The following is a 26,827-nucleotide window of genomic DNA, read 5'->3' on the forward strand; positions in this document are numbered from 1 at the left end:
TTTACGCTGTATTTCAAGGGGTTGTCTATGCAAGACTTTTCTGATACTCTTGAATATCATACTCCGAAGAGGAGCTTGTCGTATGCAGGGAATGGCCAGTAGGACTCAGCCGTTATTGTCTCAGCCTTGTCAGCTGCTGCACGTAGCTTATCCATTGCAGGGAGCATAGTGTCGCGGACGAACTCGGAAGCCTTTATGATAACGTCCTGCTTCTTGAAATCAGCAGCTGCTTTTTCAAGCTTTGTTGTTGCTGTATCCATTTCATCGATGAGCTCTGAAAGCTCAGTAACAAGACTGCTCTCATACTTGCAGGCTGCCTTTGATACGCTCTTTTTAACTGCAACAGCAGAAGCTGTATCAGCTGCGAATTTAGCAACAGCAGGGATAATTTCCTTGCGTGCCATGTCTATCATGGTGATAGCTTCGATGTTTACTGTCTTGATATAGTTTTCAAGCATGATATCACAGCGTGAGAAAATTTCTGCCTCTGTGAATACACCGTGAGAGGTAAGCATATCCACGTTCTTCTTGTCGCAGATATGGGGCATAGCGTCAGCAGTGGTCTTCAGATTCATGAGACCGCGCTTCTCTGCTTCCTTTATCCATGAATCATCGTAGCCGTTGCCGTTGAAGATGATACGCTTGTGATCCTTGATAGTCTTCTTGATAAGATCATGGAGAGCCTTGTTGAAGTCCTTAGCGCCCTCAAGCTTATCGGCAAACTGCTTCAGCTCCTCAGCAACTGCTGCGTTGAGGTGGATATTTGCGCAGGAGATACTGTTGGAAGAACCGAGCATACGGAACTCAAACTTGTTTCCTGTAAATGCAAACGGTGAGGTTCTGTTTCTGTCAGTGGAGTCCTTGCTGAACTTAGGAAGAACATCAACACCAAGCTGCATTTTCTCCTTCTTTGTTCCGCCGTATGGCTTATCCTTTTCGATAGCGTCGAGAACTGCTGTGAGCTCGTCGCCAAGGAATATGGATATTACAGCAGGCGGAGCTTCATTTGCGCCGAGACGGTGGTCGTTGCCTGCAGTTGCAACTGAAAGTCTCAGCAGATCCTGATAATCGTCAACAGCCTTTATAACTGCTGCAAGGAAAAGCAGGAACTGGGCGTTTTCAGCGGGAGTCTCACCGGGTGAAAGGAGGTTCTCGCCCTGGTCTGTGGATATAGACCAGTTATTGTGCTTACCTGAACCGTTTACGCCTGCAAAGGGCTTCTCATGGAGCAGACACACAAGACCGTGACGGAGAGCCACCTTCTGCATAACCTCCATTGTCAGCTGGTTGTGGTCTGCGGCGATATTTGTTGTATCATAAATAGGAGCGAGCTCATGCTGTGCAGGAGCAACTTCATTGTGCTTTGTCTTAGCAAGGATACCAAGCTTCCACAGCTCCTTGTCAAGGTCAGCCATGTACTCGGCAACTCTTGGCTTGATAGAGCCAAAGTAGTGGTCGTCCATTTCCTGACCCTTAGGAGGCATAGCACCGAAGAGGGTCCTGCCTGTCATGATAAGGTCTTTTCTCTTCTTCCACATCTCACGGTCAACGAGAAAGTATTCCTGCTCGGGACCAACAGAGGTCTTTACGCTCTTTACCTTGTCATTGCCGAAGAGCTTCAGTATACGGATAGCCTGCTTGTTGAGAGCTTCCATTGAACGGAGAAGCGGTACTTTCTTATCCAGTGCTTCACCTGTGTATGAGCAGAATGCAGTTGGAATGTAAAGTGTGCCGTCCTTGATGAATGCATAAGAAGTAGGATCCCATGCTGTATAGCCTCTTGCTTCAAATGTTGCACGAAGTCCGCCCGATGGGAATGATGAAGCGTCAGGCTCGCCCTTTACAAGCTCCTTGCCTGAGAACTCAATAATAACTCTGCCGTCGGGAGCTGGAGAAATGAAGCTGTCGTGCTTCTCGGCTGTAACACCTGTCATTGGCTGGAACCAGTGAGTGTAGTGAGTTGCACCCTTTTCAACTGCCCATTCCTTCATAGCAGCCGCAACTGCATTTGCAACGGATATATCAAGGGGAGTTCCCTTGTCGATAGTCCTTTTAAGTGATCTGTATACTTTATCTGAAAGGGTCGCTTTCATGATCCTGTCATCGAATACCATTGAGCCAAAATAATCAGTTATCTTTTCCATTTTAAATACCTCCAAATCAAATTTTAAAGTGGACTGCGAGCAAGCTGATGCCCGCAGTCACATCTTGTTATTTAAGCCTTTTCCCACTCTGCCGAATCATGGAGAGCGTTGTAGCCTTCTTCGCCTGTTCTGATCTTGATCACGTTCTCGATATCGTAAATGAACATCTTACCGTCGCCGTAGTTGCCTGTGTAGAGAGCAGCCTTAGCAGCAGCTACTACCTTGTCAACAGGAACTGCACATACAGCGATCTCAGCCTTTACCTTAGGCAGCAGGTTCATTTCAACAGCTGCACCACGGTAGTAGTTTGTCTGTCCGTTCTGCATACCGCAGCCCAGAACGTTTGTAACTGTGATGCCCTTGACATCGATGTGCTCCATAGCCTCGATGAACTGCTGGAGTTTCTGCTGTTTGAATATAACAACAATGTTTGTGAGCTTTGTTGCACCGTCAGGTGAAGGTGTGGAGTAGTTCTTTACCTCTACTGCTTCATCAACTGTAGCAGCAGGCTTCTTTTCTGTCTCCTTTGTATCCTTCTTCTTTTCTACCTTTTCTACGCTCTTAGCGTCGTCCTTAGTATAGCCATACATTCCTGCGTCTGTAAGTGCGGGAGCGAAGTCTGCATAAGAGGAAATAAGACCGTGTTCTGTAACGTCGAGACCGATGATCTCCTCCTGCTCGGAAGCGCGGAGACCGATAGTGTGCTTGATAAGCTGGAAAACGATTATCATTGAAACTACTGTGAATGCTGCAATGCATACAAAGCCTGTGAGCTGTCTGCCGAGAAGTCCGAAACCGCCGCCGTAGAAGAGACCTGCAAGCTGGTCGCCGTTCTGGTCAACAAGTGAGTAACCCGGAACCTCAGGGTTTGCAAAGAGACCAACTGCGATTGTACCCCAGATACCGTTCATCATGTGAACTGCTACTGCACCAACAGGATCGTCGATGTGGAGTACATAGTCGAGGAACCATACACCGAAGCAAACGAGTAAGCCTGAAACGATACCAACTATTGAAGCGCCTACACAGTCTGTTACGTCACAGGGAGCTGTGATACCTACAAGACCTGCAAGTGAAGCGTTAAGACACATTGAAACATCGGGCTTGCCGTATTTGAGCCATGTGAATATCATACAAGTTACTGTTGCGATAGCAGGAGCAACTGTTGTTGTAAGGAATACTGAACCGAGCTGATCGATAGATGTACAAGCTGCACCGTTGAATCCGTACCAGCCGAACCAGAGGATAAAGCAGCCGAGAGCACCGATTGTAAGGTTGTGACCCGGGATAGCGTTTACCTTGATCTCGCCGTCCTTTGTCTTGTAGAACTTACCTATTCTTGGACCGAGGATAGCTGCACCTACGAGAGCTGCGATACCGCCCACCATGTGGATATGTGCTGAGCCTGCGAAATCGTGGAAGCCCCACTGGCTGAGCCAGCCGCCGCCCCAGCCCCAATGTGCTTCGATAGGATAAACGATCGCACTGATGATTGCTGAGTATACGCAGTATGAAAGGAACTTGGTTCTTTCAGCCATTGCACCCGAAACGATAGTAGCTGTTGTCGCACAGAATACAAGGTTGAATACGAAGTTTGACCAGTCGAAGCTGCCGTAGGAAGTGAAGATATCAAATCCCGGAGCACCGATTATACCGACGAGGTCTTCACCGAAGAGAAGACCGAAGCCTATGAGTATGAAGACAACTGTACCGATACAGAAGTCCATAAGGTTCTTCATGATGATATTGCCTGCGTTCTTTGCACGGGTGAAGCCTGTCTCCACCATTGCGAAGCCTGCCTGCATAAAGAATACAAGAGCAGCGCCTATTAAAAACCATACGCCGAAGACCAGACCGTTGGTCTCATCCATGGCTTGTTGTAAGATTGTCTGAGATTCCATAGAAATTCCTCCTTAAAAGATACAGCATAAAATTTAAAGGGGCATACGACGCACCGAATCCTTTCGGTACATCATACACCCCTTTGTGTATGGATTTAGCGCTATAAAACCAAAACAGCGCCGCAGACTTATCGCCTGCAGCGCCCTTGCTGTTTACAATGCCATTATAGTCTTTTATTTTCCCTTTGTCAACTACTTTTTTGCAACTTCGGAATTTTTTATAAATTTTCGCCGCTTTAAACGCAAAAAGCAATGCGCGTTTTACAAAATCGTATAATTTGCAGCCATTTTCCGTGGCATAATACCTTGATTTTTAATCTCAGGTATGCATTAAAGCTCGGAACAGCCGCCGTTTATGAGGCGATAGTTCATAAAAAAGCGCTTATCCATTGCGGGTAAGCGCCTTTGTTCAGATCGTTATAAGAAGATGTTCGTTCTTGATGTCGTTGTAAAGCTCGCACTTGCAGCGGCTCACGTCGTAGATTCACGCCGTCAAGTACGGGTCTGAAACGTCCTGTTTCGGGCTCATACGATCATCTCAGACAAGCAGTGCCGACAGGATAATCGAGCTCGCACCTATGACAAGATACTAAAAATACCTTGTGTTCCGTTATTTTTTTATTATTGCTACTGCACACGGCATTTTTCCCTCTACAATATCAAAGGTCACATCATATCCGCCTTTAATAAAGAACTCCTCATAGCTCCTGCGGTCAAACTGTTTTGTAAAATGTGCGCCTGCAAAATCAAACAGCTTTATCAAAAACTCGCTTGACTGCTTCCCCATATTGATATAAGTTGGAATAATGACTTTTCCGCCTTTTTTGCACACTCTGAGCAATTCGTCCACAGCTTTGTACGGCTCATCAAGAAGATGTATCACGTTGCCTGCAACAACTTTATCGAAAGAATCGTCCCTTACATTGATGGACATTATATCCGACTTCTTAAAAACGATATTCCTGCATTCGGAGCAGTTTTTTCTTGCCCGTTTCATCATATTTACGGACATACCCGCAGCAAAAAGTTTCCTGCATTTTTTGGCAACAGGTTTGCTTATAGAACCTGTTCCGCAGGCACATTCAAGTACGATATCTCCGCTGTCTATCTCCTGTGCAACTCTTTCTCCCGTACTATCATAGCATTTACGATTGTATGCTCTTTCAAAGAAATCATACACGCCCGCTACCATATCCCAAAAGCTTTTCTTCATCATGTTTATCCCTCTGTCCATTTCTTATTTCACTAAATTGACTTCATTGCTCATATATCCAAACTCAACAACTGAACACGTGAACATCTATTCATATGATATCATACTTTTTCTCATTTGTCAAGTTCATTTTTATTTTTCATAAGCTTTTTTCTTATTGAAGCGTGAAGCATGATCAGTCTGTAAGTTCAATTCACACTCCCACACGGGGCGCGACTTCTACCGATATCAGCACCCCAAAAAACGCCTATCCATACGGATAAGCGCCATTGCTTTTGATCGTTCACAGCTCCTTTGCGAAGCAGACTGCACCGTCGAGCTTGTCATAGGGCGGATAGTTCTCTATCCTCAGATAGCCGAGCTTTTCATACAGCAAGACCGCCTCCCGCATTGCTTCCCGTGTTTGGAGCACAGTCCTGCGGAAGCCCGACTGCCTCGCCCTTTCTTCTATCATCTTCATCATATCCTCGGCAATATGCTTCCTGCGTTGATCAGGCTCGACCCATACGCGCTTGATTTCCGCGTCGGTCTCGGAGTAGGCTTTCAGTCCCGCACACCCGACCGCGATATCGCCAATATACGCCACAAGCACTGTGCCTATGCTGTCCGAGATATTGTACGGGATAAATCCCAAGCGGTTCTGAACTCCGTCGACGAGACTGCTGTAGTATTCCTCAGCAGACAGGTAAAACCGCTGAAAGTCTTTGTTGCTGCCGTCTGTCCAAATATATCTTATCTGTTCCATTTTATCGCTCCTATACAGAAAACAGGATAACAGAAAATGGACTATCCATTTTTGGATAGTCCCTGCTTTTTATGCAATAGTGCCCTAAACGTATTCGGTTAAAAGAATAAGCACTCTCTCTCATTGAGAAAGCGCCTATTCTTCATTATTTTATGAGAGCTTGTGACGGGATTCGAACCTGCGACCTGCTCATTACGAATAAAAGGTCGCCCTTTTTGTGATTTTTTGTAAAATCGAATAATTAGCTATATTACGTTGTTTGGGAGCTTTTGGCTTTTTGCCGATTTTTGCATTTTTGAGTGAATTTTAGTGAAAATAAGAACCAAATAAGAACCACGCGCCTATTTAAAAAATGATAATTAAAGAATTGCCAGAAGCTAAAAAGGAGTTCGATGTGCCAACTCCTTTACAGATTATTTATCAAGTAACCAATCCAGAACGTACTTCTGTTTGATTCCATTATATGATACAGGCGGATCGTTATCCATAGTCAGAAGTATCTTTGTATTATGGTCGTTGATGTTTTGCAGCGGTGAGAGTTCTCGTTCAAGAGTCTTTTCATCACGAACAGTCCATGATACCTGATAATACTCGATATTTCCATCATAGTCAACAGCTACGAAATCAACTTCTGTATTACCGTTTTTTCCTACATATACTTCATATCCTCTGCGGATAAGCTCCAGATATACCACATTTTCAAGGATATGACCGTTATCCGCATTATTAGTACCAAGTAGATAATATCTGAGACCGACATCAGCAGCGTAGTATTTATCAAGTAGTTTCAGATATTCTTTCCCTTTTATGTCATATCTTCCGACACGGTACATAAGAAGGCTATCGGTAAGACCTTCAAGATAGTTTTCTACAGTATGATTGGATATTTTTCTTCCTGCACTTGTCATTGAATCAGCTATCTTCTTTGAAGAACAGGGACTTCCGATATTATCGAACAGATATTTTATAACGCTTTTCAGCATAAGTGGATCCTGTATTTTCTTTCTGGTGACAATATCGTTTAAAACGATAGTATTATATAAACCGTCAAGATATGTTCTTATGTTTCGCCTGTCATGGAGTTCAGTTGTATAAGGGAAGGAACTGTTATACACGTAATTCTTATAAAGTTCTTCTTTGCTTATTCCTTCAAAAGCACTTGCGTACTCCTTGAACGACAGAGGGAGCATTTTCAGTTCAACATATCTGCCTGATAACAGCGTTGCAAGCTCACCTGACATGAAATATGCGTTTGAACCTGTTATATAAACATCGGTGTTCTTTTTTACGAACAGGCTGTCAACAGCTTTCTGATAATCTGTCACGCACTGTATCTCGTCCAGAAAGATATAATTTGTTTTATCAGGGAGCATACGAGTCGTTATATAGCTGTACATTTTATGCCAGTCGTGGAGTTCTTCATTCTCAGCTTCTTCAAAATTGATAGATATTATCTGGTCATCACTGACGCCTTGTTTTCTGAGCTGTTCCCAGAAAAGCTCAAATAGCGTTGATTTTCCGCATCTTCTGATGCCGGTAATAACTTTTATTATTTGTTTATCCTTCCACTCGTTCAAAAATCTGAGATATTCAGGGCGATCTATCATAGTATTCAACTCCTTCTGCCATATAGTATATGTTTTTCTGGAATTATTATACCATGTTCGCTCAAGAAAGTCAATAGTTGGAAATGTGATTCCAACTTCGTTTGCAAGCGCACATAGATGGAACTTCGTTCTAATCTTCTTAAAATGCAGAGAGTTATCCAAAGCAAGAATAGTCGAAGCTATTGAGGATATAACGCAAAATTGTTTTAACAAACCTCTTGATTAAATCGCTCTGTTGTGGTATAATAACTACACTAAACGAAAGGAGGCAGAGCCATGACTTACGAACTGAGACACTTTGATACTTCGCTGATGCGCTTCACAGCCACAGAAGATACAAGCTCACCCGAGATAGACATTCTCTGGGTAAATGAAGACCAAAAGACTTTACTGCCTCTTGATATGACTATTGACGGCGACAGCGTTTCACGTTGGCTGAGACACAGGACTATACCGAAGAATCGTGCATACGTTCACAGTTTTCTAAGCAAATGCGGATTAAATCTCAACCGCCCTATGAGCATACTCAGTGTATCAAAGGGACTGTCACTAAACGACTGCTACTGGGTAGTTGAGGAAGGCTTTGAAGGCAGCTTCTCACAGTACAACCTGTACGAGAACAGATTCAGCCGAGTGCTGGGACTTATTGCATTCACTGGCTATGGCAGCTCTGTGAGAACATCTCTTGCATCATGCCCCGAGTTCACAACAAATGGTATGCTGCCTAAGTGCTGGCGCAGAGAAAATGGTATTATACAACTTTACAAGGGCGGAACGAGCGGAGCTTCCAATACGGGAAACGAGCCGTATTCAGAATTCTATGCCGCTCAGATAGCAGATGCTCTTGGTATCAACGCTATCTCCTACGGATTGTCAAAATGGCAGGGAGAGCTCTGCTCCACCTGTGAACTGTTTACAAGCAAAGACTACTCCTTTATGCCGATAGGCAGACTTGTCAGCAAAGGCGGAATGAAAGCGGTTCGCGAATACTATGCAGCACTGGGCGATGAATTTATTGCCGCCCTTAACGATATGCTGGTACTTGATGCGATAATATGCAACGTTGACAGACATTTCGGAAACTTCGGATTTCTGGTGGATAACCGCACAAACAAGGTAGTTGCTCCTGCGCCGCTGTTCGACCACGGCAACTCCCTGTTCAATCTTGCAGGCAGGGACGATCTTGTCTCCGATAAGGCACTCAGCGATTATGCGGATACACTCGTACCGTGCGTGTATGATGACTTCATCGGTACTGCTAAAAAGGTACTCAGCAACAGGCACAGAGAAGGACTTCGCAGACTGCTTGATTTTCGCTTTAAGCGCCATTCAAGGTATAATCTCGACAGCAAGCGCCTAAAGCTAATAGAGGAGCAGATTCACAAGCGAGCAAAGGAATTGCTGAAATAATCGTTTAATAAGTATAATAGCCGCAGGGAAAAGCTGCGGCTTGACTTTTCATATTGCAAAATCCGCTTTCGTGTGCTATAATGAGAAATAATAACGGGAAGTGATAATGTGAAAGTATATATTCAATGTGGAAATAACGGTCTGCCGTACAATCTGAACACTTTTTCAGCTATGCTCGGCTTTCAGCAAATGGGAATTGAGACCACTCTTTACACTGATAAAGAAGATTTAATAAATGCAGAAATTACCGATATTGTAGTCGGCGGAGTAGGCAGAGTAAAACAGTTCCTTGAAAATAAAGGAATAACAGTGAACGATATTGACTATCCGGAAAGTCTTTCTGAATTTTACGGTCGAAAGATATGGGAAAGTACATCCGATAAATTCCTTGCCGAGAATAATAACTTTCCGTTATTCGTAAAGCCTAAACAAGGGAAACTGTTTACAGGTTTTATTTGCAATAGTGAAACCGATATTGCAGGACGCTTTTCACCTGAAGAAAGTATTCCTGTTTATTGCAGCGAAATCAGGAATATCATTACTGAGTGGCGCTGCTTTGTAAGATACGGTGAAATATTGGATATTCGGCGTTACAAAGGCGAACTTGGCAGGATTTATTCGTTTCAAAAAGTCAAGGAAATGATTTCGTCGTACTCTGATGCACCCGCAGCATATTCACTCGATTTGGGACTTACATCAGAAGGAGATACTATAATCGTTGAAGTGAACGACGGATACTCACTTGGCAGTTATGGACTTGATCCGTTGCTGTATGCAAAGCTGTTATCCGCCCGCTGGGCTGAACTGACTGGAACAGAGGACGAATGTGCTTTTGATATAAGATAAATGAAAGGCCGCAGAATCAACTGCGGTCTTTTTATCATTTTAGTTCCCACCCATTATCTCCGTGATATATCATCAGCTTGGTCATACCGCCGTCGATACAGATATTCTCGCCTGTTATGAAGCCTGCCTTGTCGGAGCAGAGGAACATCACCATATCGGCGATATCCATTGGATTTCCCACACGACCGCATGGCTGTTGATATGCGTCAGGACCGTCATAGACCTTATAGGATGTATCAATCCAGCCTGGAGAGATAGAGTTAACACGCACCTTTCCTGCAAGGCTTACCGCAAGAGCATGAGTGAGCGCAGCTATACCGCCCTTTGCCGCCGTGTAGCTCTCGGTCTGAGGCTGACTCATGCGGTCTCGGGAGGACGAAATATTGATGATACTGCCGCCTTTGTTGAAGTTAGGTGCAAAAAGCTTCGACAGATAATATGGCGCAGTCACGCCAACTGCCAGCGCATAAGATAATCGGCAGTTTCCTTTTCAGCTTCGGTCTTTTTACCATAGTTCAGAGAGGATTTGCTCTGTATACAGGAAAAGTCGGATATATCCCCGAAAACGCTCCCATTTATATAATCGAAGTCCTCGTCACGCTTATCGGAAATGCCGCAGGTACTGCATTTGCAGCGGTCATGCTAAGGCAGACGAGGTTCTCTCAGGCGCTTCACGAAAAAGCAGACCTATGCATGACCGCAAAGACAAGCGATACTATCATAAGTCAGCTTATCCTCGGAGCATTCTGCGGAATGCTCATGTACCTTGCAGTTGATAACGCTAAGGAAAGCAGAAAAAAGAATGCGGATATGTCATTTGTTTTCGGCATTTCCATGCCTGTGATGATATTCATAATCTGCGGCTTCAATCATTCGATAGCAGACGCATTCTATATGTTTATGGCAGGAGCTTTTCCAAATGATATGCCGTATATACTGACAGTTGCGGCAGGTAATGCAATAGGAGGCATGTTGATGCCAATCGTAAAAAAGATAACATCATCTTGATACTTCCGTATATACAAAACAAGGCAGGGATTTTTCTTCCCTGCCTTGTTTATTTCTGTGTAATTATTCTTCCCTACATCGTATTTTCATATCATAGCAAGAGCGATTGAAAGTCCAAATCTCCAATCTGCCATTTTGATCCAGTTGCTGTCAATATTCTTTGAAGTTCCAAGCTTTTCATTTCCTTTCCCTTTCAAATCAAAGAGAATATCTCCCGTGCAACAAAGCAGACCGCCAATCAGACCTAATATTGAAAAAACTAAATACATAGTACGCTCCTTTTACATTCTTTTAAATGGTATACATCTGTTTACGCATTTGCAGTATTCTTCGTACTCCTGCCCGTAAAGCTCATGCAGCCATTTTTCTTCCGTTGCTTTCAGTACAACTGTCATAATCCCCCAATTTATGACGATCACGGGAATCAGAAATATATTATGCCACATCAGGCTGATACCTGTAATCAACATCCACCAGCCGCTGTACATGGGATTTCTTACCCACGCATATATTCCGTCTGTTTTCAGATGATTTTCTTTTATATTATCGTCCATTCCAGACCGTACAGCACCAATAAACCAGACGATCAGACCTGCGATAATAAGTGCAATTCCAATGGCTATCAACATCGTCGCAGAAAATCCACTGACGGTTCCAAGATGTAAAACATAACTAAATACAGCAATCGCAATGGCAGCAACAACTGCCATTCCGACTACAAGAAACGGTCCGATACCAAAAATCGGTAAATGCTCTTTATTCTTCATTTTTCTCTCCTATCCAAGTGCAACATCCAATATCATCATCAGAGTAAAGCCGACAGAAAACATGATAACACCGATGTTTGAATGCTCTCCTTCAGACATTTCGGGAATCAGTTCCTCTACCACCACATATATCATTGCTCCTGCGGCAAAGCTCAGCAGATACGGCATTATAGGCAGTAATTGACTTGCAAATAGTATCGTGAGGAGTGCGCCGACCGGTTCAACTGCTCCTGATAATACACCGCCCGCAAACGCCTTCCATTTGCTTTTTCCCTCCACATGAAGCGGCATTGAAATGATAGCTCCTTCAGGAAAATTCTGTATTGCAATTCCGAGAGCCAGAGCGAGCGCTCCGCCTGCGGTCATATCAGCAGAGCCTGATATAAAGCCTGCATATACGATACCAACAGCCATACCTTCGGGGATATTATGTAGCGTAACTGCAAGCACCATCATTGTTGTACGTGCCAGCTTTGACGGCAATCCCTCCGCTTTTTCTTCATTCATGTGCAGATGTGGTATCAGACTATCAAGCAGCAAAAGGAAAAGAATACCGCACCAAAATCCGACAACCGCAGGAAGAAAAGCGAGTTTTCCCATATTCTCTGACATATTCATTGCCGGAATTATAAGACTCCATATCGAAGCGGCTGTCATCACGCCTGCTGCAAATCCTGTCAACGCCCGCTGAACACATCTGCTTAGGTTGTGCTTCATGAAAAGCACACAGCCTGCGCCAAGTGCGGTGCCGAGAAAAGGAATCAGAAGTCCAGATAATATTTCTGTTTTCATTTTCTGCCCACAAGCAACGACGAGCCGCTCAGTCCAAGAACTTTTGCTTCTCCCTTTGACATGAACATACCGTTTGTAGTGTCAATCAGCTCAACGACTTCATATCTTCAATAATGTCCTTTGCCGTATATCAGGGCGTTATAGAGAGCAATCCCTGTTCCCGTGTACGTCCACCAAAAGTTGAGAAGAAGGAGGCTGAGTATCTTGAGGAAGAGGAAATGGTAAACCTGATGGATGCTCTTGATAAATATGCTCCGGAGCATTACAAGACACTAATACCTTTCCTTCTGTTTACGGGACTCAGACGAGGAGAGATGAGTGGTCTTGAGTGGAGAGATATCGATTTTGATAATAACATAGTCCATATCAGAAGAAACGTCATTTATATGAAAGAGACAGGAATATATGAAGATACCCCTAAGAACAAGTATTCCAACAGAAAGATAAAGGTCTCTGATTATGTAATGCAGATGTTAATGAAATACCGTGAATGGCAGGACTATCAGCGCGAGAACGTAGGCAGTAAATGGATAGAATCAGGAAAGGTGTTCACCGGTGTAACAGGAAAGCCTCTGCATCCGTCTACTCCAAGCAAATGGTTTCGTTCCTTCAATCTGAAATATGGACTGAAACCGATACACCTTCACACACTCAGACATACATCAGCCACAATGATGATCATGAACGGTATACCGCTGAATGAAATATCAAAGCGACTCGGACATAACTGTGCAAGCACAACAAGCAATATCTATTGTCATGTTATTGAAGAGGCAGATCAAAAGGCGGCAGAAGCACTTGACAATGCTATCCTGTCAAAACTGAAAAGGGCATAATGTACAATCAAAATCATAGAACAGCTTGTAATCATATAGATTACAGGCTGTTTTTTATGTAATAAGTAGTTGCGATTAAATGTACAGCACTTCTTTTTAAAAATATCGCAGCTAACAATTAGTTGACCAAAAGTTGACCACGCTCATTCTAAAAAGGCAAACGCGAACTAATGTTTCTTCAGAAATTACTGTGATTTCTGTTGACCAAATCTATTGCGGTCAACAGAAAAAGGACGAAAAAAATAACTACGCAGCCATTAAACTGCGTAGTTATGCGATTTTTAAGAGCTTGTGACGGGATTCGAACCTGCGACCTGCGCATTACGAATGCGCTGCACTACCAGCTGTGCTACACAAGCAAATATTAAATTTTAGGGATAAGACTTGTCCATTACGAATGAGCTGCACTACCAACTGTGCTACACAAGCAACTATTAAATTTTAGAAGGAGACCTGAACATTACGAATGCGCTGCACTACCAGCTGTGCTACACAAGCAAATATTAAATTTTAGGGATAAGACTTGCCCATTACGAATGCGCTGCACTACCAGCTGTGCTACACAAGCATATCAAACTCATATGATCTTTAGATCACAACATTAATATTATACACTAAAGCGCTGGAAAAGTCAAGTACCAACTGGTAAGTAAAAAAGGACTTCCTCACGGAAGTCCTTTTGCATTATTATTACTTGCTTGCAGCTTCAAGGTACTTATTATCGCTGTCCCACTTGTACGAACCCGTATCCACAAGGAGCTGCAGATTATCCTTGGTTATAACATAGGGGACGAGCAGATAGGACTGGATATATCTTACGCCGTTGTTGTAGGACTCACTGTCATAAACGACCTTGATATTATCAAAGCTTCCTGCAAGCTTAGATGTGGGAATACCGCCGTCAAGGAGCATCTTGCAGACCTCAAAGGCAACTTCGGCTTCATCGTTGACATTTTTATATACGGTCATTGACTGCTTTCCGTCAACGATATTTTTCAGGTTGGCTACATCACCGTCCTGACCTGTGATTATGGGAGTATTTCCGCCCTTATAATCAGAAGCCAGAGCATTTGCAACGCCAAGAGCAGTCGAATCGTTAGCGCAGAGTGCTACATCGAGCTGATTATCGCCCTTATAGAATGAAGCGAGTGTCTCTTTCATATTATTCTCTGCATTTTCTGTAGACCAGCTGGCAGTTGCTGCCTGCTCGAAGGAGTTCTTGCCTGAGAGGATACGAAGAGTTCCGTTGTCGATATAATTCTTCAATGCATCGTAAGCGCCGTTGAAGAAGTAACGGGCGTTGTTATCGCCTGCATCGCCTGCAACGAACTCGATATTGTACTCCGAGGTCGTACTCAAAAGGTGGAGCTGATCTCTCACGTATTCGCCCTGAAGTTTTCCAACGGTATAGTTGTCAAATGATACATAGTATGTAAGAGCGTCTGTATTCATGATAAGACGGTCATACGCTACCACAGGGATATTTTTCTCCTTTGCAACTGCAAGGGTATCGGAGAGGGTGCTTCCGTCCACTGCTGCGATAAGGAGCAGATCCACTCCGTCATTGAGCATACTGCTTATATCCTCGTTCTGCTTGTCGGCATCATTTTCAGAGAATCTGAGATCTACCTTGTAGCCTGCCTTTTCAAACTGTGACTTCAGCGACTCACCGTCGTTGTTCCAGCGTTCAAGCTCCTGAGCAGGCATAGCGAGACCGATAGTTTTTTGGTTACTGCTCCCCTGAGAGCTTTCGTCTTTGGCACCGCACGAAAACATTGAGCAGCACATTGCTGTTGCAGCCGCAGCTGCCAATACTTTTTTCATAGATTTTCCTCCTTGAATTAATACCCCAAAGAAACATTTTTAACCATATCTTCTTATATTATATTGTACTATTAAACTTTCAATATGTCAAGACAAAATATTATCATTTGTTAAAAACGTGCATGTATAGCGCTGAAATCGTCTAATCTCACTACTAATTTTCTGATGTTAAATTAAATTTCAGCAATCATGCATTGCTCTTGATATTCCTTTGTCCCCAAAACCTGCCCTTGAGAAGAGCCGCGCAAAAACGCATTTTTCGTCTTGACAAATCCACCGATTCCGTGATATACTAAGAAAAATCATTGAAATTGAGGAACTGTCATGCTAAATCAATATCTGAATAAAATCGAGCGAAAATGCAGAAAGATCGCTATACCCAATCTCATGCTGTACATAGTTCTCGGAATGGCGGTCGTGTGGATAGCGGACCTGATACTTTCCACCAATCCCAACAACAACGTGAGCCTGTATGAACTGATCAGCTTTAACCGCGACAAAATACTCCACGGCGAGGTATGGCGAGTCATTTCCTTCGTATTCATGCCGCCCTCCACGCTATTTTTACTGATACCTATCATACTTTATTTCTACTGGTTCATGGGTTCGTCGCTGGAATACAAATGGGGCTCCTTCAAGTTCAACGTATTCTACTTCACGGGAATCATCGGCTGTATTGCCGCAGGCTTTATTTTCGGCTTTGCCACCAACTATTATCTCGACCTCAGCCTGTTCCTTGCATTTGCCATACTCTTCCCCAACGAACAGCTTCTTGCATTCTTCGTTATTCCCATAAAAGCAAAATGGCTTGCACTCATCGACGGCATCATACTGCTGTATGACTTCATAAAGGGCAGCAACACGATCCGAATATTCATAATCCTTTCCATAATAAACATCTTCATCTTCTTTGGCAAGGATTTCTTCTCCATGATATATTATATGGTAAGACGCTTCAAGTTCAGACATATCAAGAAAATAAAATGATCAAAAGTTTCGGTCAGTCAGCTTTCCGCAGCTAAAATAGTGAGTCACCGAGCCTGAAAAGAACAGGCTCGGTATTTTTATGCCACGATTTCGGCAGAGGGGATAATGCTGCGAATTTACAATTACATAATAATTGACATATTGACAAGGAAATATTTTTTTGCTAAAATAATAACATCATGATATAAGGAGGAAAAAAGCATGAGATGCAGATACTGCAACTATGAAAACAAAGAGGGTGACAGATACTGTGAAAACTGTGGTGCGTCACTGGAAGCATTGTCGGGGGCAATGGACGATATTTCCGCAATTCCCGCACCAACTTCTTCATCGGCCGACAGTCAGAGCTCTGACATTCAGTCAGGCAGCTATGACCAGTCAAACAGCTACGGACAGCCCAATAACTATGGACAGCCCAATAACTATGGACAGCCAAGCGGCTACGGACAGTCAAGCAACTACGGGCAGTCCAACAACTACGGGCAGTCCAACAACTACGGACAGTCCAATAACTACGGTCAGTCAAACAACTACGGACAGTCAAACAACTATGGTCAGCCAAGCGGCTATGGTCAGCCAAGCGGCTATGGTCAGCCAAATGGCTACGGTCAGCCAAATGGCTATGGTCAGCAGGGTGTGTATCAGGGACCTATCTACGGCTTCGACAGCACCTACGGTCAGTACAACGAGAGCGACGAAAGCCCTAAGTTTGTAGGTTTCGGCGAGGCAATAAAGCTCTACTTCATCAACTATGTGAACTTCAGAGGACGCTCCACAAGAAGCGAATACTGGTTCTCTTATCTTTTCGTATTCATTATAGGCTGCGGTGTAACCTTTATAACTTCTATGCTCAGAGCAGCCTTGGGAGAAGACGGCGAGGTCATCGGAACGATCCTCAGCGGAATCGAGTCCCTTGTATTCCTGATACCAAATTTCTCAGCACAGGTCAGAAGACTTCACGATATAGGCAGATCAGGCTGGTGGGCATTGGGTACAGTGTTCATAGCACTGGGTGCACTTGTATTAATGATATTCTCGGGAGCAATGGGCAGTCTGGAAGCATTTTTTGGATTTATGTGCTTCGCAATGCTGTTCCTGCTGGCATACTGTATTCTTATCATTGTATTTATGTGCCTGCCCAGTGACGGTCCCAACAAGTGGGGCTTACCTGCAAAGCCAAAGATGTATATGTAAAATAACCTCAATTATTATGGGACGCCTTGATTTGCAAGGCGTCCCATTTTCTGTGCCGTAAGCGATATACGATCATCGCCCTTATTTATAGTAAGCGAGTTTGCGAGCGGCAAGAGGGCGCGGGCTCCGCGCTTTACAGATACGCCCTGACGTCGGTGCAGAGCCTGTCCTCAGCCTTGATGATACGCTTGGCGATGTCCTTGGAGCGCTCATCGGCAGCCTGATACTTATTGAGATAGCGGCTCAGGGACTTCACCCCCATATTGCAGCCGTCAGTGATAAGATCGGCAACAGTGCTGTCGGACTCGTTCATTTTCAGCTTCACATTGGTCTTTACCCACGACATGCCCTTAGCCATAGCCGCAGGCTCCTTGCCCTCGTCGCGGTACTCCCCGAGAAGCCCCTGCAGGTCTGCTTTCAGCCCGTCGTGCTCCTCAGAGCTGTCCTGCAATACCCTTTTCAGGTCGTGGCTGCTGACGTAATCAAGCACGTCCCCGATAGAGGATATGCCCATTTTAACGCCTGCGTCGCACTCCCTCAGCAGCTTTATAGTGTCCTGTTCGACCATAAAAACACCTCCCTTTGCGGATATTATGTCCGCTCGGGGAGGTTTTATACTTATTTATCATCATCTTTCCCGAAATAAAGCTCCGTCATCTGCTCAACGCCGAACTTCTCGGCAAAGTGCTGAAAGTCCTCTCTTGCCTTTCCGAAGCTGTAGCCGTTTTTGATAAAATATTCCTCGTCCATATCGCTGAGCTGCGCGTAGAACTCCAGACCTATCATAAGGTTTTCCTTGGTATTGCTGTCGGAAAGCCTGTCCAGCTCTCCGACGGCTTTCTCGGGCTCGCCGCTGCGCATGGTTTCCACAAGGGCGAACGCCTTCTGCCTTTCCACCTCTTGGAGCATATAGAACGCCTGCTCCACATTATCGGCGCCGAATAATACCTTTGCGATAACAGCAGTTATCTCCTTTATCTGCCGCATGATGAAATCCTGTTCAAACATAAAGAGCCTCCTTTCGGTAAAAAAAATCAGACCTGCCGCTTATGGCACGACAGGTCTGTATCCTTTGTCAAAAATCCAGTTTTGAGCGGAGCTTCTCGAAGAAGCTCTGGCGCTTAGCGTAGTTCTTGTCGGTAAGGGACTCCTCGAACTGCTTCAGCAGGTCTTTCTGCTTCTTGGACAGGTTCTTGGGAACTTCAACATATATCTTCACGTACTGGTTGCCGCGGTCTGTGCGGTGGAGACGTGTAACGCCCTTGCCCTTGAGACGGAAGATAGTACCTGTCTGAGTACCCTCGCCAATGGTATATTTAACATCGCCGTCGATAGTGGGCACGGTTATCTCCGCGCCGAGAACGGCTTCCATATAAGTAACAGGGATATCGCAGTATATGTCGTAGCCCTCACGTCTGAAAATGGGGTGTGACTTTACATTGATGCCAACGAGAAGATCACCGTTGGGACCGCCGTTTACGCCGCAGTCGCCCTGACCGCCTACGCGGAGTGTCTGTCCGTCGTCGATACCTGCGGGGATATCAATGGAAACATTCTTCTGAACTCTGATACGGCCTACGCCGCGGCACTTGCTGCAGGGGCTCTTGATTATCTTGCCCTTTCCGCCGCAGTGCGGACATGGCTTAGTCGAGGATATAGCGCCGAACGGAGTACGCTGTGTAGCCTTTATGGTACCTCTGCCCTGACAGTCGGGACAGATATCGGGCTGTGTACCGGGTTCTGCGCCCGAGCCCTTACAGTTCTCGCATACACACATACGGTTTACCTTGATGTCCTGCTTTTTGCCTGTGCATGCTTCCATAAAGGTGATAGACACAGTATCCTGTATATCCGCACCTCTTCTGGGAGCATTGGCGTTGGAGCGCTTTGAGCCGCCGCCGAAGCCGAAGCCGCCGAAGATACTGCCGAGGATATCGTCCATATCCGCAAAGCCGCCGAAGCCGTCCATGCCGCCTGCACCGCCGCCGTAGCTGGGGTCAACGCCTGCATGACCGAACTGGTCGTAGCGGGCACGCTTTTCGGGGTCTGAGAGGACCTCGTTAGCCTCGTTTATCTCCTGAAACTTCTCCACGTATGACGGGTCGTCGGGGTGAAGATCAGGGTGGTTTTCTCTTGCCTTTTTACGGAAGGCTTTTTTTATCTCGTCCTCGGAAGCACCTTTCTGCAACCCGAGTACTTCATAATAATCTCTTTTTTCAGCCATAGATAACTCCATTCTGCCATTGTAGGAGCAATGACAATGTTGTAGGGGCGGATATTATCCGCCCATGCCCTTTGAGGCAGGTTGCGGGCGGCTGATAGCCGCCCCTACAAAAGTTAGCAGTAAATACACCTTTAGGGCGAAGTAGTTCTCCGCCCTTTTTATGGTGTTATATTTCAGTTCATCAAACCTCTGTGAAGTCTGCGTCAACTACTCCGTCGTCGTTACCGCCCTGAGCGCCTGCGTCAGCAGCACCGCCCATGTTAGCGAACTGTGAAGGATCAATACCCTGTGCGCCTGCTGCACCGTTAGGAGCTGCCTGCTGGTAGATCTTAGCAGAGAGGTCATAGAATGCCTTCTGGAGTTCTTCCTTGAGGGACTTGATCTCGGAATCGTTGTTAGCCTCGATAGCAGACTTGAGTGCTGTGCACTTAGCCTCGATATTGGACTTCTCGTCAGCGGATACCTTGTCGCCGAAGTCTGCAAGAGCCTTTTCGCACTGGAATACAAGGTTCTCAGCCTCGTTCTTGTTGTCAACAGCCTCACGGCGCTTCTTATCCTCAGCAGCGTACTGCTCAGCTTCCTTGACAGCCTTGTCGATGTCGTCCTTGGACATGTTTGTGGAAGAAGTGATAGTGATGTTCTGCTCCTTGCCTGTGCCCATATCCTTAGCGGATACGTGAACGATACCGTTCTGGTCGATATCGAATGTTACTTCGATCTGAGGGATTCCTCTTGGAGCAGGAGCGATACCGTCGAGACGGAAAGTACCCAGCTGCTTGTTGTCGCGTGCGAACTCACGCTCACCCTGAAGTACATTGATATCAACAGCAGGCTGATTGTCAGCGTATGTTGAGAACACCTGCGACTTCTTTGTAGGGATAGTTGTATTTCTTTCGATCATTCTTGTGCAAACGCCGCCTGCTGTCTCGATACCAAGTGAAAGCGGAGTTACATCGAGGAGGAGGAGACCGTTCTTAACGTCGCCGCCGAGAACGCCGCCCTGATATGCAGCACCGAGAGCTACGCACTCGTCAGGGTTGATGCCCTTGAACGGCTCCTTGCCGATGAGCTTCTTAACAGCTTCCTGTACAGCAGGGATTCTTGAAGAACCACCCACCATGAGCACCTTGTTGATCTCTGAGATGTTGAGACCGCTGTCGCTGAGAGCCTGTCTTACAGGTCCCATTGTTGCCTCAACCAGATCGGCTGTGAGCTCGTTGAACTTAGCCTGTGTAAGTGTAAGGTCGAGGTGCTTAGGTGTGCCCGAAGCGTCAACTGTGATGAACGGGATATTGATATTTGATGTTGTTGTAGATGAAAGCTCTATCTTGGACTTTTCAGCAGCGTCCTTGAGTCTCTGAGCAGCCATCTTGTCAGCTGAAAGGTCGATGCCCTCAGTCTTCTTGAACTCATCAACGATCCAGTTGATGATACGCTGGTCGAAGTCGTCACCGCCGAGACGGTTGTTGCCTGCTGTAGCAAGTACCTGCTGAACGTCCTCGCCCATTTCGATGATAGATACATCGAAGGTACCGCCGCCCAGGTCGTAAACCATTACGGTCTGCTCCTCTTCCTTGTCGATACCGTAGGAAAGAGCAGCTGCTGTAGGCTCGTTGATGATACGCTTAACGGTAAGACCTGCGATCTGACCTGCGTCCTTAGTAGCCTGTCTCTGTGAATCTGTGAAGTAAGCAGGAACTGTGATAACTGCCTCTGTTACAGGCTCGCCGAGGTAAGCCTCTGCGTCAGCCTTGAGCTTCTGGAGTATCATAGCTGAGATCTCCTGAGGAGTGTAATTCTTGCCGTCGATAGAAACTTTATAATCAGAACCCATGTGTCTCTTGATAGAAGAAACTGTTCTGTCGTGGTTTGTGATAGCCTGTCTCTTAGCCACCTGACCTACGAGACGCTCGCCGTTGTTTGTGAAAGCAACAACGGAAGGAGTTGTTCTTGCACCCTCGCTGTTGGGGATAACTACAGCGTTACCACCCTCCATAACAGCTACGCAAGAGTTAGTTGTACCAAGATCGATACCAATAATTTTTCCCATAATATATTCCTCCTATTATATAAGCCATCAGCCGTCAGCCTTTAGCCTTTAGCCAATGGTGTCCGCATTGCGGACATATTTGAATGTTCTTATTGATGTTTTTCTCGGAACGCCGAGTGACGCCCTGCTGTGCAGGGAGATGTCCGCAGGACAGAGGGTACGTGCAGCTGTTAGCTGCGGCGTTCCCTACAAGCTAATGGCTAAACAGCCACTGCCACCATAGCAGGTCTTACAAGCTTGTCGCCGAGCATATAGCCCTTCTGGAACACCTGACAAACATAATTGCTTGCGTAATCGGTCCCGTCAAGCTGCTGTATGGCGTTGTGAACGTTGGGGTCGAATTCCGCCCCGAGAGCTTCTATCTCGGTAACGTTCATCTGTGTAAGGAAATTCTTGAACTGATTGTATATCATGCTCATGCCATTCTTGAAGTTCTCGTCTGCACATTCAGCTTCAAGTGATCTCTCAAAGCTGTCCAGCACGGGGAGAAGCTTCTCAACGCACTGTACGGAAGCGTTCTGATACGTCTCCGTCTTTTCCTTGGCTGTTCTCTTGCGGTAGTTGTCGTACTCCGCGAATAACCTCAGGTACTTGTCGTTTGCCTCTGCAAGAGCGTCCTCCATATCCGCGAACTGTGCGGCGGAGTCGTTGTACTCGCTGGCTGCGTCAGCCTCGTCGAGGGCATCGGCGTTTTCATCTGTCTCCTCGGGGATATCCTCCTCAAGGAGCTCCGTGTCCTTCTCGTTTTCTTCCATCGGTCATTGCTCCTTTCTATGGCTCCTGTGTGTCTGACGGAGCATTTATAATGTCATCGTCGCCGTCCATGAGAGCAGATATCTTCTGCGTCAGGTACTCGACGTAAGGGATTATCTTTTTGTAGTCCACTCTCATGGGACCTATGACGCCCAGAGAGCCTGCCTCCTTGCCGCCTTTGCGGTACTTGGAGACTATCAGGCTTGAATTGCCTATTGCGAAGCTGTCGTTTTCAGAGCTGAACTTTACCTGTATGCCGCTGAATGCATTTTCAAGGAGCTCCGAAAGACCGTCCTTGTGTTCGATGAATCTTACGACTTCCATTTTGTCAAGCTCCTCGCAGGACAGAAGCTTTTCGCTTCCGCTGACGGTGAGCTCCTGCTGGCGCAGGTCCTCGGAGAGCTCGCATATTCCCTTGACAAGGGGCGAAAGGGACACCATGTAGGCGCTTACTGCCGCCACCATTTTGTCGAACATTTCCTCAGAGAGATCGTCTACGGAGACGCCGCTGAGGTTCTCTTCTATATAATGTGTAAAGAAATCAAGCTGTTCGTGGCTGAGGTCGAATTCCAGTCTGCAAGCCTTGTTTTTAATGCTTCCGTTTGAGGTTATGAGGAGTATGACATACAGGCGCTTGCCCGTAGGTATCACCTCTACCTTTGATATTACCGAAAATCTCGGAACAGCGTTAGTGACTACTGCGGCACAGTGAGTTATCTCGGTGAGAGCAGTAGCTGCGTTCTGTACAAGGAGCTCCTCGGGAGTATCCTTATCGCCCAGCATTTCGTCCAGCATGCGCTTTTCCTCATCGGGAAGATCGTGCGGTGTCATGAGCTCGTCGATGTACAGCCTGTAGCCCTTGAAGGTGGGAACTCGTCCTGCCGAGGTATGGGGCTGCTCCAGATAGCCCATCTGTTCGAGAGCTGCCATATCATTTCTGATAGTAGCAGAGGAAACATTGATATTTTCAAGCTTCGAGATCGATTTCGAGCCGACGGGTTCGCCCGTTCTGACATATTCGTCAACCACAGCAGCAAGTATTCTGAGCTTTCTGTCGTCCACGATACTCACTCCCTTCAATCTCGTTAGCACTCTAACTCTTTGAGTGCTAACTATAATTTATCACTATTATGGCGATTTGTCAAGGGCTTTATACATTTTCAGCTTTTTGACCTATTTTTACCACCTGCTTATGTGCATTTAGAGCAAATTGACAAAGAGTATAAACCCGCCTTTTTTCGTGTGTTATTCTATTGACAAACGCTCATAACTGCTGTATAATGTAAGTGCAGTAAGGAACTGCAATATTTTGAAGAGTAAGAATACGTGCGTTACACCCTGCGGTGTTCCAGTGTTGACTGAACGGGGAGTTGTCAGTCAAACGAAAAGCTTAGGCTTACGGTTCGTATTTTGCATCCCGCTTCATAGGACAATATAAAAGAGACTATGCCTTCTTTTCTTGTCGTATGAGTGAGGAAAAGGAGGATTTTTTTATGGCTGTAAACAACAAAGGCGCTGCAATAAAGTCAGATATCAGACTTTTCGGCAGCACAAGGATCCTGATCGTTGCCGCACTTCTTGTGGCAATGAGCATCGTGCTTGGTAAATTCGGTGCTATCAATATCGGAAACAGTATCCGTATAGGCTTCGGCGGTATGCCAATACAAATGGCAGGTATATTCTTCGGACCTGTTATCGGCGCAGTCGTGGGACTTGTTGCCGATGTAGCGGGCTGTATCCTCAAGGGATACTCCATAAATCCCATAATCACACTGGGCTCTACATGTATCGGTCTTGTGTCGGGACTTATGTTCCACTACGCTCTCAAACCAATGAAGAAGGTGCTTCTGCCCAAGATAGCTATATCTACAGTTGCCGCTCACGCTGTGGGCTCAATGCTCATAACCTCTATCGGTCTTTACGCTTACTATCACACACCCTTTGAGACGCTGATACTCCGCGTGCCGATCTACCTTATAACAGCAGCTGTCGAGACAGCTGTCATCTACCTCATGCTCAAAAACAAGGCGTTCTCGTCGGAGCTTGACAAGGTAAGAAGAAAATGAACTACACCGAAGCACTTGGCTATATGAAAAAGGCTGCCGAGCGCGGCAGCGTACTGGGATTATCCCGTATAACAGAGCTTCTCCGCCGCATGGGCGACCCCCAGGACAAAGTAAAGACTGTCCATATCGCAGGCACAAACGGCAAGGGCTCTTTCGGAGCCATGCTCACATCGGTACTGAAAAGCGCAGGCTATACAGTTGGAGGCTTCTCCTCGCCAGCCATAACCAAGGTCACGGACAGCTTCCGCATAAACGGCGAGGAGATATCCGAGCAGGACTTTGCCGACCTTATAGGCGGTATAGCTCCCATATGCGAGAGCATGGACGAAAAGCCCACCGAGTTTGAAGTCCTTACCGTGGCGGCTTTTCAGCTTTTCGCGGACAGGGGCTGCGATATGGCACTTGTTGAGTGCGGAATGGGCGGCGACCTTGATTCCACCAATGTTATAAAAGCTCCCGTACTGTCGGTAATAACCAATGTCCAGAAGGACCACAGCGCTTTCCTCGGAGACACTATCGCCGAAATAGCTTCACATAAGTGCGGCATAATCAAGGCCGGCAGACCCGTTTACTTCGGCGGCAACAGCGAGGAAGCCTATGAGATAGCCGCCGATACCGCAAAGAAGCTGGGCTGTGAGCTGTTTATCCCCGATTATTCTCAGTTCTCATGGTCTGAGGACAACTGCACTATCGAGGGCGCAGAGCTGACCTACAAGGGTCAGGAGCTCCATATACCTCTCCTTGGCACATACCAGTTTGAGAACGCTGTAAACGTGCTGAGCTGTGTGGAGATACTCCGCAGAGAGGGCATTGATATCCCCGAAACTGCAGTCCGCGATGGACTTGCAAATGTAAAATGGCACGGGCGCTTTGAGGTCATAAGCAGGGAACCACTTATCATATACGACGGCGCTCACAATCCCGACGGCATACGCTGTGCCGCGGACAGTATCCGCAGGTGCTTCGGCGTCAAAAAAGTTGTGCTCCTCATCGGCGTCATGGCTGACAAGGAGTACGGGCTCTACGCGGATATGCTGGGAGAGCTTACAGAGACTGCCTTTGCGGTCAAGCCCGATAATCCCCGTGCACTGGACAGCAAAGCACTTGCGCAGGCGCTCAACGCAAGGGGAATGAAGACCGCTCCCTATGACGACTATACTTCGGGAGTAAGGGCTGCATATGACTATGTAAAGCAGCATGATTTGCCGCTTATAGCGCTGGGCTCACTGTATATGTATCAGCAGTTCACAGACGCATTGAAAGATATAATGATATAAGCAAAAAGCAGCCATAAATGGCTGCTTTTTTTATTTGAATATATCAGGGGACGCCTTCACTTGCAAGGCGTCCCCTTTTGAAAAACAGTCCACCGGACTGTTTTTTCAATTTACCCCTTGCGAAGCGCTTTGTAACTGCGGGGCTTCGCCCCAGACTAACCGTCCCAGCCCCTCTGTCGCGTTGCGACATCTCCCCACACTGTGGGGAGTCACCCCACAAGAGGCTCTGCCTCTTGACTCTGCCAAAGGAACACAGTCCCTTTGAAATCCCGTTCATAGTTTTGGCATACTTTCAGCGCCGTAAGCGAAGTACAAGTAACAGCCTTAATTAAAGCGAGCGAGTTTACGAGCGTCAACGTGGCAAGGCAGCGCGGGCTCCGCGTCACGCTGCTTATCTTCTGTTTTCGGGATTGTCGTTTACCTTGAACGAGCTTGCTTTCCAGAGTCCGTCTTCCTTGACAGCCTTTACTATCATTGTGGAATCAGCTCCGAGATCATCAAAGGTAACTTTTATAGTGAACGAATCATCTGTAACGTCCGAGATAACAGGGTCGCTGTTGAATGTGAAGCCGCAGCCTCTTGCGCCCTGGAGGAACCACAGTGAGCCCTCGTTGTCTGCGAACATTGCAGGCTCTCCCTCATAGATGACCTTGTATCTTTCCTCAAGAAGACTGCCGCATACCGCGTCGGTAACATACTTCTTAACCTCTTCAACACTGCTGAAGCGCGTATCTGTTACCTTTGTATACGGATACTTATTATCAACGTTGTACACTGTATTTTCGTCTACCTCAACACTTGAACCGCCGCAGATATAGTCTATGGAGTTCAGATTATTCAGAACCTTTGCTGCCTCTGCGATAAGCTCCTCGGAAACTGCACTGTCTGCTGCTTTGCTCTCAGAAGCAGCTGCTGTAGTTTCAGCCTCTGTGCTTTCGGGAGCTTCTTCTGTGACCTCTTCTGTAGCCGACGCTGTTGTTGTCTCGGTCTTTGGTGTGCTGTCAGTACCTACGCTCTTGCCGCAGGAAGCAAAGCTTCCGCATACCATTACAGAAGCGATGATACACATTATTATTCTTTTTTTCATATTGTTCCCTCTTTCTTCAGGTAAAAAGCTTGTTTATACGGATACAAAATATATGATACACGTTTTTTTGAAAATATTCAAGCCCAATAATCCACA

24 protein-coding genes, 1 tRNA gene, 1 pseudogene and 1 riboswitch are annotated in these 26,827 nt (G+C 46.1%); of the genes and pseudogenes, 8 read left to right on the top strand and 18 right to left on the bottom strand.

What is annotated here, in order from left to right; translation table 11 throughout:
- Positions 1-56: 56 nt before the first annotated feature.
- The 5 genes from N774_RS0110130 to N774_RS0110150 form a co-directional block, all read right to left on the bottom strand.
- A complete protein-coding gene (locus tag N774_RS0110130) occupies positions 57-2,144 on the bottom strand; it encodes a glutamine synthetase III (RefSeq protein WP_024861136.1) in 2,088 nt (695 codons plus the stop codon).
- Positions 2,145-2,215: 71 nt separating this feature from the next.
- Positions 2,216-4,045: an ammonium transporter gene (locus N774_RS0110135; RefSeq protein WP_024861137.1), complete on the bottom strand. Its 1,830-nt coding sequence runs from the start codon at positions 4,043-4,045 to the stop codon at positions 2,216-2,218.
- Between the two features lie 610 nt (positions 4,046-4,655).
- Entirely contained in the window at positions 4,656-5,261 is a 606-nt protein-coding gene (locus tag N774_RS0110140) for a class I SAM-dependent methyltransferase (protein ID WP_024861138.1), read from the bottom strand.
- A gap of 280 nt (positions 5,262-5,541) precedes the next feature.
- A complete protein-coding gene (locus tag N774_RS17315; protein WP_024861139.1) occupies positions 5,542-6,003 on the bottom strand; it encodes a GNAT family N-acetyltransferase in 462 nt (153 codons plus the stop codon).
- Between the two features lie 413 nt (positions 6,004-6,416).
- Entirely contained in the window at positions 6,417-7,610 is a 1,194-nt protein-coding gene (locus N774_RS0110150) for an ATP-binding protein (protein ID WP_024861140.1), read from the bottom strand.
- 276 nt (positions 7,611-7,886) lie between these two features.
- Here N774_RS0110150 and N774_RS0110155 point away from each other — a divergent pair, with 276 nt between their 5' ends.
- Entirely contained in the window at positions 7,887-9,020 is a 1,134-nt protein-coding gene (locus N774_RS0110155; RefSeq protein WP_024861141.1) for a protein kinase, read from the top strand.
- 108 nt (positions 9,021-9,128) lie between these two features.
- Positions 9,129-9,866 (top strand): ATP-grasp domain-containing protein, encoded by a 738-nt coding sequence (locus N774_RS0110160; protein WP_024861142.1) that lies wholly within the window; start codon positions 9,129-9,131, stop codon positions 9,864-9,866.
- A 34-nt stretch (positions 9,867-9,900) separates the two neighbouring features.
- On the opposite strand, the pseudogene N774_RS0110165 reads toward N774_RS0110160, so the two are convergent.
- Positions 9,901-10,338: pseudogene (locus tag N774_RS0110165) on the bottom strand (SDR family oxidoreductase); the annotation flags it as partial.
- Between N774_RS0110165 and N774_RS18830 the strand changes: the two are divergent.
- Positions 10,305-10,874: a formate/nitrite transporter family protein gene (locus tag N774_RS18830; protein WP_024861144.1), complete on the top strand. Its 570-nt coding sequence runs from the start codon at positions 10,305-10,307 to the stop codon at positions 10,872-10,874. The pseudogene N774_RS0110165 and the gene N774_RS18830 sit on opposite strands and share 34 nt — an antisense overlap.
- Positions 10,875-10,960: 86 nt before the next feature.
- On the opposite strand, the gene N774_RS0110180 is transcribed toward N774_RS18830, so the two are convergent.
- The 3 genes from N774_RS0110180 to N774_RS0110190 are packed head-to-tail and all read right to left on the bottom strand — an operon-like array spanning position 10,961 to position 12,433.
- Positions 10,961-11,143, bottom strand: coding sequence for a DUF6796 family protein (locus tag N774_RS0110180; RefSeq protein ID WP_024861145.1), 183 nt, complete (start codon positions 11,141-11,143; stop codon positions 10,961-10,963).
- A 12-nt stretch (positions 11,144-11,155) separates the two neighbouring features.
- Positions 11,156-11,641, bottom strand: coding sequence for a methyltransferase family protein (locus tag N774_RS0110185; protein WP_024861146.1), 486 nt, complete (start codon positions 11,639-11,641; stop codon positions 11,156-11,158).
- 9 nt (positions 11,642-11,650) lie between these two features.
- Positions 11,651-12,433 carry a ZIP family metal transporter gene (locus N774_RS0110190; RefSeq protein WP_024861147.1) on the bottom strand — a complete coding sequence of 261 codons (783 nt, stop codon included), beginning with the start codon at positions 12,431-12,433 and terminating at the stop codon, positions 11,651-11,653.
- Positions 12,434-12,546: 113 nt separating this feature from the next.
- On the opposite strand from N774_RS0110190, the gene N774_RS0110195 reads away from it, so the two are divergent.
- Positions 12,547-13,269 (top strand): site-specific integrase, encoded by a 723-nt coding sequence (locus N774_RS0110195; RefSeq protein WP_024861148.1) that lies wholly within the window; start codon positions 12,547-12,549, stop codon positions 13,267-13,269.
- Positions 13,270-13,555: 286 nt separating this feature from the next.
- Here the strand turns inward: N774_RS0110195 and N774_RS0110200 are convergent.
- Positions 13,556-13,628, bottom strand: a tRNA-Thr gene (locus N774_RS0110200).
- 331 nt (positions 13,629-13,959) lie between these two features.
- Complete coding sequence (locus N774_RS0110205; protein WP_024861149.1) at positions 13,960-15,093, bottom strand: substrate-binding domain-containing protein; 1,134 nt, start codon at positions 15,091-15,093, stop codon at positions 13,960-13,962.
- A 324-nt stretch (positions 15,094-15,417) separates the two neighbouring features.
- Here N774_RS0110205 and N774_RS0110210 point away from each other — a divergent pair, with 324 nt between their 5' ends.
- The gene (locus tag N774_RS0110210) at positions 15,418-16,080 is read left to right on the top strand and encodes a hypothetical protein (protein WP_024861150.1); all 663 of its coding nucleotides are present in this window, start codon (positions 15,418-15,420) and stop codon (positions 16,078-16,080) included.
- A 201-nt stretch (positions 16,081-16,281) separates the two neighbouring features.
- A complete protein-coding gene (locus tag N774_RS19975) occupies positions 16,282-17,274 on the top strand; it encodes a DUF805 domain-containing protein (RefSeq protein ID WP_024861151.1) in 993 nt (330 codons plus the stop codon).
- A 133-nt stretch (positions 17,275-17,407) separates the two neighbouring features.
- Here N774_RS19975 and N774_RS0110220 read toward each other — a convergent pair whose 3' ends face one another.
- The 6 genes from N774_RS0110220 to hrcA all read right to left on the bottom strand — a co-directional run bounded on the left by N774_RS0110220 (position 17,408) and on the right by hrcA (position 23,363).
- Positions 17,408-17,842 carry a hypothetical protein gene (locus N774_RS0110220; protein WP_024861152.1) on the bottom strand — a complete coding sequence of 145 codons (435 nt, stop codon included), beginning with the start codon at positions 17,840-17,842 and terminating at the stop codon, positions 17,408-17,410.
- A gap of 50 nt (positions 17,843-17,892) precedes the next feature.
- Entirely contained in the window at positions 17,893-18,282 is a 390-nt protein-coding gene (locus tag N774_RS0110225) for a DUF6483 family protein (protein WP_024861153.1), read from the bottom strand.
- A 67-nt stretch (positions 18,283-18,349) separates the two neighbouring features.
- On the bottom strand, positions 18,350-19,498 hold the full coding sequence (gene dnaJ, locus N774_RS0110230; protein ID WP_024861154.1) for a molecular chaperone DnaJ: 1,149 nt from the start codon (positions 19,496-19,498) through the stop codon (positions 18,350-18,352).
- A gap of 181 nt (positions 19,499-19,679) precedes the next feature.
- The gene (gene dnaK / locus N774_RS0110235) at positions 19,680-21,548 is read right to left on the bottom strand and encodes a molecular chaperone DnaK (protein WP_024861155.1); all 1,869 of its coding nucleotides are present in this window, start codon (positions 21,546-21,548) and stop codon (positions 19,680-19,682) included.
- Between the two features lie 200 nt (positions 21,549-21,748).
- Positions 21,749-22,303 (bottom strand): nucleotide exchange factor GrpE, encoded by a 555-nt coding sequence (gene grpE / locus N774_RS0110240; RefSeq protein ID WP_024861156.1) that lies wholly within the window; start codon positions 22,301-22,303, stop codon positions 21,749-21,751.
- 16 nt (positions 22,304-22,319) lie between these two features.
- Complete coding sequence (hrcA, locus tag N774_RS0110245; RefSeq protein ID WP_024861157.1) at positions 22,320-23,363, bottom strand: heat-inducible transcriptional repressor HrcA; 1,044 nt, start codon at positions 23,361-23,363, stop codon at positions 22,320-22,322.
- Between the two features lie 248 nt (positions 23,364-23,611).
- Positions 23,612-23,726: riboswitch (THF riboswitch) on the top strand.
- A gap of 68 nt (positions 23,727-23,794) precedes the next feature.
- Here hrcA and N774_RS0110250 point away from each other — a divergent pair.
- Positions 23,795-24,367, top strand: a complete 573-nt coding sequence (locus N774_RS0110250; RefSeq protein WP_024861158.1) for a folate family ECF transporter S component — start codon at positions 23,795-23,797, stop codon at positions 24,365-24,367.
- On the top strand, positions 24,364-25,644 hold the full coding sequence (locus N774_RS0110255) for a bifunctional folylpolyglutamate synthase/dihydrofolate synthase (RefSeq protein WP_024861159.1): 1,281 nt from the start codon (positions 24,364-24,366) through the stop codon (positions 25,642-25,644). The genes N774_RS0110250 and N774_RS0110255 overlap by 4 nt, the downstream gene beginning before the upstream one ends.
- Positions 25,645-26,035: 391 nt before the next feature.
- Here N774_RS0110255 and N774_RS0110260 read toward each other — a convergent pair whose 3' ends face one another.
- The gene (locus N774_RS0110260; protein WP_024861160.1) at positions 26,036-26,731 is read right to left on the bottom strand and encodes a hypothetical protein; all 696 of its coding nucleotides are present in this window, start codon (positions 26,729-26,731) and stop codon (positions 26,036-26,038) included.
- Positions 26,732-26,827: the final 96 nt, after the last annotated feature.

It is taken from the genome of Ruminococcus flavefaciens AE3010 (assembly GCF_000526795.1).
In the GTDB taxonomy this organism is placed as follows: domain Bacteria; phylum Bacillota; class Clostridia; order Oscillospirales; family Ruminococcaceae; genus Ruminococcus; species Ruminococcus flavefaciens_D.

What these genes read in the sequence shown, in the direction of transcription:
- N774_RS19975 (WP_024861151.1), top strand. Translation starts at nt 16,282, where the DNA reads ATGAGATGCAGATACTGCAACTATGAAAACAAAGAGGGTGACAGATAC.
- grpE (WP_024861156.1), bottom strand. Translation starts at nt 22,303, where the DNA reads ATGGAAGAAAACGAGAAGGACACGGAGCTCCTTGAGGAGGATATCCCC.
- N774_RS0110135 (WP_024861137.1), bottom strand. Translation starts at nt 4,045, where the DNA reads ATGGAATCTCAGACAATCTTACAACAAGCCATGGATGAGACCAACGGT.
- N774_RS18830 (WP_024861144.1), top strand. Translation starts at nt 10,305, where the DNA reads ATGGCGCAGTCACGCCAACTGCCAGCGCATAAGATAATCGGCAGTTTC.
- dnaJ (WP_024861154.1), bottom strand. Translation starts at nt 19,498, where the DNA reads ATGGCTGAAAAAAGAGATTATTATGAAGTACTCGGGTTGCAGAAAGGT.
- N774_RS0110255 (WP_024861159.1), top strand. Translation starts at nt 24,364, where the DNA reads ATGAACTACACCGAAGCACTTGGCTATATGAAAAAGGCTGCCGAGCGC.
- N774_RS0110205 (WP_024861149.1), bottom strand. Translation starts at nt 15,093, where the DNA reads ATGAAAAAAGTATTGGCAGCTGCGGCTGCAACAGCAATGTGCTGCTCA.
- N774_RS0110250 (WP_024861158.1), top strand. Translation starts at nt 23,795, where the DNA reads ATGGCTGTAAACAACAAAGGCGCTGCAATAAAGTCAGATATCAGACTT.
- N774_RS0110195 (WP_024861148.1), top strand. Translation starts at nt 12,547, where the DNA reads ATGTCCTTTGCCGTATATCAGGGCGTTATAGAGAGCAATCCCTGTTCC.
- dnaK (WP_024861155.1), bottom strand. Translation starts at nt 21,548, where the DNA reads ATGGGAAAAATTATTGGTATCGATCTTGGTACAACTAACTCTTGCGTA.
- N774_RS0110180 (WP_024861145.1), bottom strand. Translation starts at nt 11,143, where the DNA reads ATGTATTTAGTTTTTTCAATATTAGGTCTGATTGGCGGTCTGCTTTGT.
- N774_RS0110185 (WP_024861146.1), bottom strand. Translation starts at nt 11,641, where the DNA reads ATGAAGAATAAAGAGCATTTACCGATTTTTGGTATCGGACCGTTTCTT.
- N774_RS0110260 (WP_024861160.1), bottom strand. Translation starts at nt 26,731, where the DNA reads ATGAAAAAAAGAATAATAATGTGTATCATCGCTTCTGTAATGGTATGC.
- N774_RS17315 (WP_024861139.1), bottom strand. Translation starts at nt 6,003, where the DNA reads ATGGAACAGATAAGATATATTTGGACAGACGGCAGCAACAAAGACTTT.
- N774_RS0110220 (WP_024861152.1), bottom strand. Translation starts at nt 17,842, where the DNA reads ATGGTCGAACAGGACACTATAAAGCTGCTGAGGGAGTGCGACGCAGGC.
- N774_RS0110150 (WP_024861140.1), bottom strand. Translation starts at nt 7,610, where the DNA reads ATGATAGATCGCCCTGAATATCTCAGATTTTTGAACGAGTGGAAGGAT.
- N774_RS0110140 (WP_024861138.1), bottom strand. Translation starts at nt 5,261, where the DNA reads ATGATGAAGAAAAGCTTTTGGGATATGGTAGCGGGCGTGTATGATTTC.
- N774_RS0110210 (WP_024861150.1), top strand. Translation starts at nt 15,418, where the DNA reads ATGCTAAATCAATATCTGAATAAAATCGAGCGAAAATGCAGAAAGATC.
- N774_RS0110130 (WP_024861136.1), bottom strand. Translation starts at nt 2,144, where the DNA reads ATGGAAAAGATAACTGATTATTTTGGCTCAATGGTATTCGATGACAGG.
- N774_RS0110190 (WP_024861147.1), bottom strand. Translation starts at nt 12,433, where the DNA reads ATGAAAACAGAAATATTATCTGGACTTCTGATTCCTTTTCTCGGCACC.
- N774_RS0110155 (WP_024861141.1), top strand. Translation starts at nt 7,887, where the DNA reads ATGACTTACGAACTGAGACACTTTGATACTTCGCTGATGCGCTTCACA.
- N774_RS0110225 (WP_024861153.1), bottom strand. Translation starts at nt 18,282, where the DNA reads ATGTTTGAACAGGATTTCATCATGCGGCAGATAAAGGAGATAACTGCT.